Source organism: Acinetobacter sp. YH12106 (assembly GCF_013418995.1).
Classification (GTDB): domain Bacteria; phylum Pseudomonadota; class Gammaproteobacteria; order Pseudomonadales; family Moraxellaceae; genus Acinetobacter; species Acinetobacter pseudolwoffii.
In genome coordinates, this window is the sequence record NZ_VPAV01000005.1 from 149,953 (window position 1) to 162,705 (window position 12,753).

Consider the following 12,753-nt stretch of genomic DNA (forward strand, 5'->3'; position numbering starts at 1 on the left):
ATTTTAAGGATATCGAGCATGAAAATTTTCTGGTTTATCCCAACACATGGTGACAGTCGCTACTTGGGCACCAGCAAAGGTGCACGCCAAGTCGATCATGCCTATATGAAGCAGATTGCAGTTGCGGTCGATAATTTAGGTTATGAAGGTGTCCTGATTCCCACAGGCCGTTCATGTGAAGATCCTTGGTTAACAGCAGCAAGTTTGATTGATGCAACGAAAAAATTAAAATTTCTGGTGGCACTTCGTCCCGGGGTGACCACACCTGCGCTGGCGGCACGTATGGCTGCAACCTTTGACCGTTTATCCAATGGCCGGGTGCTGCTAAATCTAGTTACTGGTGGTGATGAGCAGGAACTAAAAGGTGACGGCGTCTATGAAGATCACAAAACCCGCTATAAAACGGCCACTGAATACACCACCATCTGGCGTGAAATTTTAAAACGTTCCCATACTGGTGAAAGCTTCACTTTCCACGGCGAACGCTTAAGTGTCGATGATGCCAAACTCCTCTATCCACCTGTACAACAGCCACATCCGCCGCTCTGGTTCGGTGGCTCTTCGGATGATGCGGTTGAGCTGGCCACCGATCAGGTGGACACTTACCTGACCTGGGGTGAACCACCAGCAGCAGTCAAAGAAAAAATTGAAAATGTCCGTGCCAAGGCAGCCGCTAAGGGTCGTGAACTGAGCTACGGTATCCGTCTGCACGTGATTGTGCGTGAAACCAATGAACAGGCTTGGGCGGCAGCGGAAGAACTGATTCAATATGTCGATGATGCCACCATCGCTGCGGCCCAAGCCAAGTTCAAATCTATGGATTCGGTCGGTCAGCGTCGTATGGCTGAATTGCACAACGGCGACCGTAGCAAGCTGGAAGTATCGCCAAACCTCTGGGCCGGTGTAGGACTGGTGCGTGGTGGCGCAGGGACTGCATTGGTCGGTGACCCAGCAACTGTCGCAGCACGTATTCAGGAATATGCGGATTTAGGAATTGATACTTTCATTTTCTCTGGCTACCCGCATCTGGAAGAATCCATCCGTTTTGCTGAACTGGTGTTCCCATTCCTTCCACTGGAAACCCAGAAAAAATTGGCTCAACCGAACTTGACGGGTCCATTCGGTGAAATCGTAGCGAATAACTACACACCGGATGAGAACAAGCAGGCTGAGAAAATTCAGGAGTCTGCTTAATGTCGAAAGTCGTTTCCGTTGAAACCCTCTCAAAAAAGCAGGTTTCACGTGGAACAATTCTGGGGCGGCATTTGCTGCCCTGGCTGGTTCCAGTTGTATTGATTGCCATTTGGCAAATTGCTTCCAGCACAGGTCTACTGGAAAGCCGGATTTTGCCTGCACCCACTGCAGTAATTTTGGCCTTCTGGAATTTATTGCTCAGCGGCGAACTCCAGACTCATGTACAAGTCAGCGCAGGACGTGCCATCAGCGGCTTATTGGTCGGTGGTGGTTTAGGTCTGTTATTGGGTCTGTTAAATGGTTCATCCAAAATCGCCTCTACCCTGCTCGATACCACTTTGCAGATGATCCGCAACATTCCGGCGCTCGCGCTGATTCCATTGGTGATTCTCTGGTTCGGCATTGATGAATCCGCCAAACTGTTTTTAGTCGCGATCGGGGTATTTTTCCCGATTTATATCAATACCTATCACGGAATTCGCTCAGTCGATCCACAATTGATCGAGATGGGTAAAAGCTATGGCCTCACGCGTTGGCAGCTGTATAAAGAGATTATTCTCCCGGGAGCAATGCCTTCCATTTTAGTCGGGCTACGCTTTTCTCTAGGGCTGGTCTGGGTGCTTTTGATTGTTGCCGAAACGATTTCTGCCCAGTCCGGTATTGGCTATATGACCATGAATGCACGCGAATTCCTGCAAACGGATATCGTCCTGGTCGGTATTTTACTCTATGCCCTGCTCGGTAAACTGGCCGATGTGCTGGCAGTCGCCTTAGAACGATTCCTGCTGCGCTGGCATGCCGGCTATCAAAAATAAATTGAAATGAGGAGCATGTAATGACTGATCTGAGTTTAGGGCGTCATGTCAATGACCCGATTGCACCACCCGAGCAACCTGCGAAAGATATCAATCCGAATGCAGCCCTTGGTGCCGAAATCATTATTGAACAATTGCACAAATTTTATGGTTCAGTCAAAGTTCTGGAAGATCTGGATCTGCATATTCAACCGGGCGAATTTCTAGCGATTGTCGGTCGTAGTGGTTGTGGTAAAAGTACCCTTTTGCGCCTGATTGCTGATCTGGAAAAACAGAGTTATGGCGAAATCAAGTTTAAATCCGCACGGCATATCCGTGAAGGAATTACTGCAGATGATATTCGGGTGATGTTTCAAGACCCGCGCCTGCTGCCATGGCGTAGCATCGAACAGAATGTACAATTAGGCCTCGGCAAAGAGCAACATGCCAAAGCTTCACACATGCTGGAAAAAGTGGGCTTAAAAGAAAAAGCCGGGCTGTGGCCATCACAGTTGTCTGGCGGTCAACGTCAACGGACTGCCCTAGCACGTGCATTATCGCATCAGCCCCGTATTCTGCTGCTGGATGAACCACTCGGCGCCCTGGATGCCCTGACACGTCTGGAGATGCAAAACCTGATCGAACGCTTATGGACCGAGCAAGGCTTTACCGCGATTCTGGTGACTCATGATGTCAGTGAGGCAGTGCAACTGGCAGACCGGATTATCCTGCTGGATAAGGGTCATATTGCCAAAGAGTTTCGGGTTGGCTTGCCACGTCCACGGCAAAAAAGTCTGAAATTTGCAGAACTGGAACAGCAAGTCTTACAGGCGGTTTTGGCCACCTAAATATCCGATGAAGCCCAGAATAGGCGAGTTTTGGGTTTCATCTTCAAGCCAAGTCCTGAGCTGAATTTAAAACTGCAGGCTAATCTGGGTCATAAAAGCATTCATTTTCTGACTCTATTTCAAAATAAAAATATTTCAATAATTTAAGTATTTTCATAAACTTGCATTTTTTGCTCTGGCTTGATGCATTTAAGCCATTTTAAATATTGATCTAGAGAATAAATCATCATTATTCAAAAAATTAGCCATGGACTGTGTGCACAAATCTGATGATTTGCCGTACAATTGAGGATTCCCATTTTTTCATTGTTTTTTATATTTGCTAATGGAACAAAAAAAGAGTACTCAAAAACGCAACCAGCTGCTGAATGCTGCACTAGATGTATTTTCCCTGTACGGTTTTAATGGGGCAAGTCTAGATGAAATTGCACAGATTGCAGAAATGCATAAGTCGAATATTTTCTATTATTATGAAAATAAAGAAGCCCTCTATGTAGAGGTATTGACCACCGTTCTACAAAAATGGCTGGCACCTTTACAAACCCTTGAGGCCGAACTTGAGCCTGAAGAAGCGATTACCAACTATTTAATGCAAAAAATTGAAGTATCGCGTACCCAGCCTAAAGCATCTCGTTTGTTTGCTTTAGAGGTGATCCAAGGCGCACCGCATATACTGGAAATTTTAAAAGGCCCACTAAAGAAACTGGTGAAGCGTAAAGCCAAAGTCATTTCTAACTGGCAGGAACAGGGCAAGATTTCAGCAGATATCGATCCTGAATTGCTGATTCTGAATATTTGGGCCCTTACCCAGAACTATGCAGACTTTTCGACCCAGATGGAAATGGTGACAGGGAAAACCTTGCGTAACCGCAGTATGCAGCAACGCATTATCCAGCATACGGTCAATATGATGTTATACGGCGTGATTCCACGTACGGATAAATAAGCAAGCGCTTCTGATTGGCATACGACCATAGCTGCTATGGTCGCCGAGCAAACTTACCCTTCTCTCTTATTTTACCATTCGATATAAATCTAATAACTTTTTCGCACCCAGTAACAGGTTTTCTTCCCAGTCCAGATGCGCAGTCTCATTGGCCCCATCCGTAATATACTTGACTGAAATCAGGCGAACACCGAGCTTCTTACACACTTTTGCCAAGGCATAACCTTCCATATCGACCAGATGACATGGCACTTTCGCACTACCGGTTTCAAAACTGTCGCCTGTCCCGCAAATTCCTTTGGGTAAATGTTCAAAGAAAGCCTCCAGTTCAATCGCGGCAGGATAATCCTGATCCATGGGTGTTACGCCGACTTCAAAACCGAGTGGTGAAACATCCATATCACGCTGTACAAACTGACTGACTTCAATCAGGTCATGAGCATTAAAATGCGAACTGCCGGCTGTACCCAAATTCAGCAAGGTTTTGCAGCCCGTTTTTTGAATCACCTCGAAGGCTTTAAAGGCTGCGTTCACTTTACCAATTCCGCTGTAATGCACATTTATGCCTTGAGCTTCAAACAAGCCTTTTGATTCATTGGGTAGCGCCATGATGAGTGCCAGATTGGACATTTGAAATACCTGATACAAAGAAAAATACAAAGAAAAGCGCTGACATTAGAAAGCAAAATTCGCTGAATGAAAAGCAGGAATGCGCTGATCGGATCCATTTAAAGCGTCGAAAAACAATCTGATTTGATATTCAGGAAAATGAATTTTCAAGAAAAATATTGCATAAAAACACAACAACAAGACGAAACGGCGAGATTATGGCAATATATAGCCTCTCGATATTTCCAAGCACTTGATTTGCCCATGCAGCTGCTCCGTCTAAATGCTTTAGCATCTCATTCTGAACTACCCAAAACGGCCTTGACGATCGGCAATTTTGACGGCGTGCATTTAGGTCATCAGGCGATGATCCGTCAGCTGCAACAGGTGGCTGAAGCACAGGGTTTAAAATCTGTTGTAATGATTTTTGAGCCGCAACCTCTTGAATATTTTAAGGGTTATGAAGCCCCACCGCGGATTTCATCCTTACGTGAAAAAGTCGAATACCTGACTGAACTCGGTGTGGACTATATTGCGGTGGCGAAATTCGATCATACTTTTCGCAGCCTGACCGCAGAAGCCTTTGCCGATATTTTAAAAGACAAACTCAATGCACAGCATCTGGTACTCGGTGATGACTTTCACTTCGGTAAAAACCGTCAGGGCAATAGCGAATTCCTGCGCAATTATGGTTTCCAAGTCACCAATTTAAGCACCATTGCTTTAGAGGGTGAACGGGTCAGTTCAACCCGGATTCGTCAAACTTTACAAGCAGGCGATTTAGCCCTTGCTGCCAAATTACTCGGCCGGCCTTATAGTATTACCGGACGGGTGCAATACGGCGATCAGATTGGCCGAACCATTGATTTCCCAACCATTAATGTACGACTGAACCGGCATAAGCCCTGTCTGAATGGCATTTATGGGGTTGAAGTCATCTGTGAAACTGAATCCCTCAGGGATAAAGTAAAACATGATCATGCTACTAAAACAGGCATTGCGGGTTATGACCCCACTGCCCTGTTTGGTGCGGGTCATGTGGGAACACGCCCAGCCATCAAACAAGCCCATCCAGAATGGCGATTAGAAGTACATTTTCCGGATGTTTCTGCTAATCTGTATGGCCTGTTAATGCGGGTGACGTTCTTAAACTATTTACATGGCGAAAAGGACTATCCTTCGCTTGAAGCGCTAAAAGCCGGAATTGATGATGATGTCGAGAAACTGCTGGAGTTTCGTCGAAATCATCCTACATTTCCCTTTTAATATCCCATATTTTTATTGTAAAACGTGTCAGTAACATAACTGATTAGATTGGAAGACGACTTGCATGAGCGATAAGCAAACTCCTGAAAATGCAGTGGACTATAAAGCCACGCTAAACCTCCCAGGTACTGAATTTGCAATGAAAGCAAATTTGGCAGTACGTGAAGCGAAATGGTTAGAAGAGTGGTATGCCGACAACATTTATCAGCAGATTCGTGCGTCGCGTATTGGCAAGAAAAAATATGTACTTCATGACGGCCCTCCCTATGCAAATGGTCAAATCCATTTGGGTCATGCGGTCAATAAAGTATTAAAAGACATCATCATCAAAAGCCGCGTGATGGATGGTTTTGATGCACCCTATGTACCGGGCTGGGACTGTCACGGTCTGCCAATCGAACTCAAAGTTGAAGAAAAAGTCGGTAAAGTCGGCGTCAAGGTAGATGCCTCTACCTTCCGTAAAGCCTGCCGTGAATATGCCTACACCCAAGTTGAACTGCAAAAGAAAGACTTCGTGCGTATGGGTGTATTCGGTGATTGGAACAACCCTTACCTGACCATGAACTTCAAACAGGAAGCGGACATCGTACGTTCATTGGGTGCGATTGCCAAAGCCGGTCATATCGAGCCGGGTCTGAAACCGGTGAACTGGTGTCTGGACTGTGGTTCATCTTTGGCTGAAGCTGAAGTTGAATATGAAGATAAAAAATCAGATGCCATTGATGTCGGTTTTACGGTGGTTGATTTAGCGGATTTATCTGCACGTTTGGGTGTAACTGTTAGTGATTCAACAGACATCGTCATCTGGACCACCACGCCTTGGACACTACCTGCCAACCAGGCCGTTGCCGTACATGCCGAAATTGAGTATCAACTGGTTAAAGCACGTGGTGACGAAAAAGCAGCACAAAACTTTATCCTAGCCAAAGATCTGGTGGAATCTGCAACTGAGCGTTATGGTTTTACTTCATTCGAAGTAATTGCAGGCTTTAGCGGTAGCAAACTTGAACACCTTGTTCTGCAACATCCTTTAATTAGCGATCGTCAGGTACCGGTCATTTTGGGCGAGCACGTGATTGCCACCAGTGGTACCGGTGCAGTACATACGGCTCCGGGTCATGGTGTGGACGACTATAAAGTGGGCTTATTGTACAACTTGAAGGTTGACAATCCAGTCGGCGGAAATGGGGTATATTTACCGACTTCGCCACTGTTTGCGGGTGAGCACATTTATAAAGCCAATCCACAAATTATTGCGGCGCTGGGTGAAGCCAATAAGCTGTGGGCACATAAGCCAATCAAGCATAGCTACCCACATTGCTGGCGTCATAAAACCCCGATTATCTTCCGTGCCACACCACAATGGTTTATCAGCATGGATGCCAAAGGCCTGCGTCAGGGCGCGTTGAATGCGATTGAAAATGACATCCAATTCGTTCCAGATTGGGGTAAAAACCGAATTCAGGCCATGATCGAAGGTCGTCCGGACTGGTGTATTTCACGTCAACGTACTTGGGGCGTGCCAATTCCGTTCTTCGTACATAAAGACACCAATGAATTGCACCCACGTACACCTGAATTAATCGAAATCGTAGCAAAACTGATTGAACAAGAAGGCATTGATGGTTGGTACAACCGTGATGCATCTGAATTCATCGGTGCGGACGCGGAGCAATACAATGCTGTACGCGATACGCTAGACGTTTGGTTCGACTCTGGTACCACCCATTATGCGGTACTGCGTGAACGTGAAGACTTAACTGATCCTGCTGATTTGTATCTTGAAGGTTCAGACCAGCACCGTGGCTGGTTCCAGTCATCGTTATTGACCTCGATTGCCATCAATGAACGCGCACCGTATAAAGGCTTGCTGACTCACGGTTTCGTGGTCGATGAAAAAGGCCGCAAGATGTCGAAATCAATCGGTAATGTAATCACACCGCAAGACATCATTAAAGATATGGGTGCAGACGGCTTACGTTTCTGGATCGCCTCTGCGGATTACCGTTATGAAATGACCGCGGGTAAAGAAATCTTCAGCCGTGCATCCGATGGTTATCGTCGTATCCGTAACACCTTGCGTTTCTTGTTAGCGAACTTGAATGGCTTCAAACCTTCAACAGATGCATTACCAGTCGACCAACTGATTGCACTGGATCAATACATCCTGCAACGTGCAGCGGAAGTTCAGAAAACCGTTCAGCAAGCTTATGAAGATATGAACTTCCATATCGTCACCAGCGCCTTAACCAACTTCTGTATTAATGACCTTGGTGGTTTCTATCTCGACATCATCAAAGACCGTCAGTACACCACCAAAGCGGACTCAAAAGCGCGTCATTCGGCTCAAACTGCGTTGTATCATCTGGTACAGGCTTTTGTCCGCTGGATGGCACCAATCCTGAGCTTTACCGCTCAAGAAGCCTGGCCACTGATTCCTGAGCAGTCAGAGAAATATGTCTTTACTGCGGAATGGTATGACATTCCAGTGGCTTCAACCGCCAATGTAATTTCAGAAGCAGAATGGCAAACTCTGATTAACGTGAAATCTGCGGTGAACAAGTTCATTGAAACTGCACGTGGTGCCAAAACAGTTGGCTCAAACCTGTCGGCGAAAGTTGAACTTTGGGCCACAGCCGAACTGAAAACTGTTCTCGACCGCCTTGATGACGAATTACGTTTCGTACTGATCACTTCACAAGTGATCGTGAATGACTTTGATGCAGCACAAGGTGAAGCTTCGGATCTTGAAGGTCTGAATGTGAAAGTTTCTGCGGCAGATGGCGAAAAATGTGTACGCTGCTGGCATGTGCTTCCGGATGTGAATACACATGCATCACATCCAGGACTTTGTGGCCGTTGTATTATTAACCTTCCTACAGGCCAAGGCGAAGAGAGAAAATATGCCTAATCCCAACACTAAAAAGGGCTTATTCCAGTTCTATCCACATAATTTATGGTGGATTGGGCTGGCCATTGTGGCGATCATTCTGGATCAATGGACCAAATGGATTGCAGTGACGAATCTGAACTATGCAGATCCTGTCCCTGTGCTGCCCTTTTTAAATTGGACACTGCTGCATAACTATGGCGCTGCCTTTAGTTTTCTGTCCGATGCGGGTGGTTGGCAACGCTATTTCTTTACTTCACTGGCAGGTTTAGTGTCGCTAATTTTTGTCTTTTGGCTGATGCGTATGCCAAAAGACATCAAGATTTTACCGCTAGCAATTGCCCTGATTTTGGGCGGTGCAATCGGTAATTTAATCGACCGGGTCAGTCTCGGCTATGTGGTCGATTTTATTCATGTGTATTATCAGAACAGCCACTTCCCTGCTTTCAATATCGCAGACAGTGCCATCACGCTTGGCACTATTCTGATGCTGATTGATACTTTTTTCCTAGAAAAACATCGAATTCAACGGGCGCAAGCACAACATGACTGATTTTATTCATCCTAACGAAGAAACCCGGGTTGCAGACGGTTCTAAAGTCGAGCTGCACTTTTCTGTCGCGATCGAAAATGGCGTAGAAATTGACAATACCCGTAGCCGTGAAGCACCAGTCAGCCTCACGATTGGCGATGGCAATTTATTACCGGGCTTTGAAAAAGCCCTGTTTGGCCTGCGTGCCGGTGACCGCCGTACCGTGAGCCTGCCTCCTGAAGATGCTTTTGGTCCGTGGAATCCGGAAAATATCCAGAAATTTGACACGGTAAAGTTCGGAGAACGTCCGATCGAGGGTCACATGATCGAGTTTGAAGACAAAGCCAAGGCGACCTTGTATGGTGTGGTACGTTCAGTCAATGATGACATCACCGAAGTGGACTTTAACCATCCACTGGCAGGCAAGAACATCACCTTTGAAGTAGAAATCTTTAAAGTCACCCCTGCCGGTCAGCAAGGCATTAAACTGATGTAAAGCATCCGCTAATTGCCTGATTTTAAAAAAGCTCCTTCGGGAGCTTTTTTATATTCCGGATACAAATCATGTCTAGTCACCTCTCTGAAATCTGATTAATTTAATTTGATGATAAGACCTGAACAAAGGATAAAACATGAAAATTTATATTGTGGTGGGCAGTATACGTGAGGGGCGTACTGCACTCAAAGTGGCCCACTGGGTTCTGCAGGAAATTAAAAGCTATGCTTTTAGTACACTCGAAATTGAAATTGTTGATTTAAAAGAGTGGGATCTGCCACTTTTTAGCGGTGCTCATCCGCCATTAACCGGGATTTATGATCAGCCCAAACAGCAAGACTGGGCAGACAAGATTGCGCTGGGCGATGCCTTTATTTTTATTACCCCTGAATATAATCATGGCTACAGCCCTGCCCTGAAAAATGCCCTGGATTATTTGGGCAAAGAATGGCAAGGCAAACCGGCAGCTTATATTGGCTATGGTGCAACCAACGGTTCACGTTCGATTGACCAGATTCGTCAAGTGGGGACTCAACTTGGATTAGTAGATACCAATGCCGTGATTGAAATTCGGGACATTTTTGCACGTAACCAAGATTATTCTTTCCAGGGTAATGAATTTGATAATAAAAATTTAAAAACTGTGGTGGATAGACTGATTCAATATGTCAGTGCTTAATGGCTAGATGACAGCCGTGTAGGTTTTAGCCTACATGGAGCGCAGAGTTTAGCCGCTATGCGTTATTTTTCTACCAGGCTATAGTAAGTGCATAGACAGACAGGAAGTCTGCAAAGCGATACGACAACAATAAAAAGCGCAAATCGACAGGACGTTGACAGATTAGACAGGAGTCAGATCTGAGAAGCAAATCCAGAAAAGCCTCAACAGGATGTTGAGGCTTTTTTGTTTTAAAGCTTAGATCCTGCTCAAACTAAAATATTCAGGTTGGGTTTAATGATTGATTTAATAAAAACGATGGACTGCTGCTTTGGTTAAATAGTCATTCTTTCACTGCTATTTTTGAAATTCACCTGTCAGCTTTGACCTACAATCGATGCAGTCAAATGCCCTATTGGACTACACTACTTCGGGCTATATTCGAGTCATACCAAGACAGGCAGTCTTGTCAGAAAAATAAAAAGATTCACCAAGCAGGATGCTCATCGGTATAATAGACATTATATTGTCAGAATATGAAAAGGCCTTCACAGGATGTCGAGGCCTTTTTCTTTCATATCAGGATCATCTTAAAAAAAATTTATTCAGATCGTCAGCAGATCATGAGCATTCTGCCTCGCTCGATATTTCATGTTCAAATGCAGCTTTTCAAACAAAGGATTAAGGTGCGGTCATTTTTAATAACTTGGCTTGTGGGCCATCCTGAATTATCCAAAGCGTACCATCACTGGCCTGAATCGCGCCACGAATCCGCTCCTTCATATCCACACGCTGGACTTCTTTGACCGGATTCTGTGTCGTATCCACAATCACAAGCGCCTTGGAAGACAAACCAGTCGTGATCGCTTTATTTTTCCATTGTGGAAATACATTTCCTGTATAAAACAACAGATCTGAAGGAGAAATGACCGGCGTCCAATCCAGTGCTGGAGCTTCAAATTCCGGGCGGGTAGCATGGTCGGGAATTGGCTTGCCATCATAATGATCACCATTTGACACCACTGGATAGCCATAATTTTTAGCTTTGATGATCTTATTCAGCTCATCCCCACCTTTGGGACCCATTTCAATCACCCAGAACTGCCCCTGTGGATCAAAAGCCATGCCTAAAGGATTGCGGTGTCCAAGACTCCAGATCTGCTGGGCAATTTTACCCTGATTCATAAAAGGATTATCAGCAGGAATTGAACCGTCATCATTTAAACGAATAATTTTACCGGCATTAGACTGCATATCCTGTGCTGGAGTAAATTGCTGCCGTTCCCCTGAACCGATCCAGAGCTTACCATCCGGTCCAAATACAATCCGGTGTGCATAATGTCCCTGCCCTGAAAATTTAGGGACTTGAGTCCAGATCCGTTCAATTTGAGTCAATTGAGGGGCAGTCTGGTTTAAATCCAGTTTGCTACGGATCACCACTGCGCCATAGCCACCCTGACCTTGTTCAGCATAGCTGAGATAGACCCACTGGTTGTTTGCAAAATCCGGATGTAAAGCGACTTCACCCAAGCCTCCTTGGCCACCATAGGCAACTTGAGGAATACCTTTAACTTCGACTTTCTGCTTGGTACGTGGATCAAAAAGTTGTAATTTTCCTTTACGTTCGGTAATCAGTAAACGGCCATCTTTGAGTGATACAATTGCCCACGGCTCATTAAATTGTGCCACCTGTGCGATCTTATATTTTTGTAAATTTGAGGCTATAGCTTCAGATTTAGAAGATGAGGCGGAAGCCTCTTGAATACTGCCAGAAGGTGAGTTATCGGCATGACAAGCAGTCAATGCCAAAGCACAAAAACTGAGTAAAATTTTTATTTTAAATTGCGCTACCATCATTTTCTCCACGCTTCTTTCTTCTCTAAATTAATATTACAATATAGAAGTCTTCACAGAAATTCAGCATAGAAAAGTAAACAGATATATTTGAGCAACAGCAGAGACTCGTTTTATAGTATTTAAATGACTTTGATTTTACTTTTGGATCTAGAATTTAAATACCTGCCCCAATTTCATCTACTTATAATATTATCCCGCGCACAAAAAAACACCCCCAACTGTTAAGTTGGGGGTGTTTCGAATAATGAGCTGGCGATGACTTACTCTCACATGGGTAACCCCACACTACCATCAGCGCAAAGAGGTTTCACTTCTGAGTTCGGGAAGGGATCAGGTGGTTCACTCTTGCTATTGTCGCCAGCACAACTGTTTATGGACTTGTTCGGGTCTTATAGATCATCTTCTCTTACGAAACGATGTTTCTCATGCCTTACTTCGTACCAAATAGAATACATTAACAGGTATATCTGAGTTGAACATTGTCTTACTAACGGTCTTCTGAATCAAGCTATTTTGCTGAATATCGAATCAATCGAGCTTTATACAACAACTGTTTGGGTGTTGTATAGTCAAGCCTCACGAGCAATTAGTATTGGTCAGCTTCACATATCACTATGCTTCCACATCCAACCTATCAACGTCGTAGTCTTCAACGGCTCTTTA

General features: G+C 45.0%; 11 protein-coding genes and 2 rRNA genes. 9 read left to right on the plus strand and 4 right to left on the minus strand.

Features of this window, described 5'->3' with window-relative positions:
* Positions 1–18 precede the first annotated feature (18 nt).
* The 4 genes from ssuD to FTU45_RS06770 all read left to right on the plus strand — a co-directional run bounded on the left by ssuD (position 19) and on the right by FTU45_RS06770 (position 3,782).
* The gene (gene ssuD / locus FTU45_RS06755) at positions 19–1,194 is read left to right on the plus strand and encodes an FMNH2-dependent alkanesulfonate monooxygenase (RefSeq protein ID WP_005173394.1); all 1,176 of its coding nucleotides are present in this window, start codon (positions 19–21) and stop codon (positions 1,192–1,194) included.
* A complete protein-coding gene (ssuC, locus tag FTU45_RS06760) occupies positions 1,194–2,009 on the plus strand; it encodes an aliphatic sulfonate ABC transporter permease SsuC (RefSeq protein ID WP_005173397.1) in 816 nt (271 codons plus the stop codon). The genes ssuD and ssuC overlap by 1 nt, the downstream gene beginning before the upstream one ends.
* 20 nt (positions 2,010–2,029) lie before the next feature.
* Complete coding sequence (locus FTU45_RS06765) at positions 2,030–2,836, plus strand: ABC transporter ATP-binding protein (protein WP_100329557.1); 807 nt, start codon at positions 2,030–2,032, stop codon at positions 2,834–2,836.
* Between the two features lie 325 nt (positions 2,837–3,161).
* Positions 3,162–3,782 carry a TetR family transcriptional regulator C-terminal domain-containing protein gene (locus FTU45_RS06770; protein ID WP_005173402.1) on the plus strand — a complete coding sequence of 207 codons (621 nt, stop codon included), beginning with the start codon at positions 3,162–3,164 and terminating at the stop codon, positions 3,780–3,782.
* Positions 3,783–3,848: 66 nt separating this feature from the next.
* Here FTU45_RS06770 and FTU45_RS06775 read toward each other — a convergent pair whose 3' ends face one another.
* Entirely contained in the window at positions 3,849–4,412 is a 564-nt protein-coding gene (locus FTU45_RS06775; RefSeq protein ID WP_005173404.1) for a 5'-methylthioadenosine/S-adenosylhomocysteine nucleosidase, read from the minus strand.
* 243 nt (positions 4,413–4,655) lie between these two features.
* Between FTU45_RS06775 and ribF the strand changes: the two genes are divergently transcribed.
* The 5 genes from ribF (at position 4,656) to FTU45_RS06800 (ending at position 10,254) form a co-directional block, all read left to right on the plus strand.
* Entirely contained in the window at positions 4,656–5,657 is a 1,002-nt protein-coding gene (gene ribF / locus FTU45_RS06780) for a bifunctional riboflavin kinase/FAD synthetase (protein ID WP_180000678.1), read from the plus strand.
* Positions 5,658–5,721: 64 nt separating this feature from the next.
* Positions 5,722–8,568: an isoleucine--tRNA ligase gene (gene ileS / locus FTU45_RS06785; protein WP_180076177.1), complete on the plus strand. Its 2,847-nt coding sequence runs from the start codon at positions 5,722–5,724 to the stop codon at positions 8,566–8,568.
* Positions 8,561–9,100, plus strand: coding sequence for a signal peptidase II (gene lspA / locus FTU45_RS06790; protein WP_159138951.1), 540 nt, complete (start codon positions 8,561–8,563; stop codon positions 9,098–9,100). The genes ileS and lspA overlap by 8 nt, the downstream gene beginning before the upstream one ends.
* Positions 9,093–9,575 (plus strand): peptidylprolyl isomerase, encoded by a 483-nt coding sequence (locus tag FTU45_RS06795; RefSeq protein WP_074383806.1) that lies wholly within the window; start codon positions 9,093–9,095, stop codon positions 9,573–9,575. The genes lspA and FTU45_RS06795 overlap by 8 nt, the downstream gene beginning before the upstream one ends.
* 136 nt (positions 9,576–9,711) lie before the next feature.
* On the plus strand, positions 9,712–10,254 hold the full coding sequence (locus tag FTU45_RS06800) for an NADPH-dependent FMN reductase (protein ID WP_074383805.1): 543 nt from the start codon (positions 9,712–9,714) through the stop codon (positions 10,252–10,254).
* Positions 10,255–10,914: 660 nt separating this feature from the next.
* Here FTU45_RS06800 and FTU45_RS06805 read toward each other — a convergent pair.
* From FTU45_RS06805 to FTU45_RS06815, 3 genes are all read right to left on the minus strand, one after another.
* Entirely contained in the window at positions 10,915–12,087 is a 1,173-nt protein-coding gene (locus FTU45_RS06805) for a PQQ-dependent sugar dehydrogenase (protein WP_180076182.1), read from the minus strand.
* Between the two features lie 250 nt (positions 12,088–12,337).
* Positions 12,338–12,452, minus strand: a 5S ribosomal RNA gene (gene rrf / locus FTU45_RS06810).
* A gap of 203 nt (positions 12,453–12,655) precedes the next feature.
* A 23S ribosomal RNA gene (locus FTU45_RS06815) occupies positions 12,656–12,753 on the minus strand; the annotation flags it as partial.

Bases quoted from the DNA above. Each gene is read 5' to 3' on its own strand.
- ssuD (WP_005173394.1), top strand. From the start codon at position 19: ATGAAAATTTTCTGGTTTATCCCAACACATGGTGACAGTCGCTACTTG.
- ribF (WP_180000678.1), top strand. From the start codon at position 4,656: ATGCAGCTGCTCCGTCTAAATGCTTTAGCATCTCATTCTGAACTACCC.
- FTU45_RS06795 (WP_074383806.1), top strand. From the start codon at position 9,093: ATGACTGATTTTATTCATCCTAACGAAGAAACCCGGGTTGCAGACGGT.
- ssuC (WP_005173397.1), top strand. From the start codon at position 1,194: ATGTCGAAAGTCGTTTCCGTTGAAACCCTCTCAAAAAAGCAGGTTTCA.
- FTU45_RS06805 (WP_180076182.1), bottom strand. From the start codon at position 12,087: ATGGTAGCGCAATTTAAAATAAAAATTTTACTCAGTTTTTGTGCTTTG.
- lspA (WP_159138951.1), top strand. From the start codon at position 8,561: ATGCCTAATCCCAACACTAAAAAGGGCTTATTCCAGTTCTATCCACAT.
- FTU45_RS06775 (WP_005173404.1), bottom strand. From the start codon at position 4,412: ATGTCCAATCTGGCACTCATCATGGCGCTACCCAATGAATCAAAAGGC.
- ileS (WP_180076177.1), top strand. From the start codon at position 5,722: ATGAGCGATAAGCAAACTCCTGAAAATGCAGTGGACTATAAAGCCACG.
- FTU45_RS06800 (WP_074383805.1), top strand. From the start codon at position 9,712: ATGAAAATTTATATTGTGGTGGGCAGTATACGTGAGGGGCGTACTGCA.
- FTU45_RS06765 (WP_100329557.1), top strand. From the start codon at position 2,030: ATGACTGATCTGAGTTTAGGGCGTCATGTCAATGACCCGATTGCACCA.
- FTU45_RS06770 (WP_005173402.1), top strand. From the start codon at position 3,162: ATGGAACAAAAAAAGAGTACTCAAAAACGCAACCAGCTGCTGAATGCT.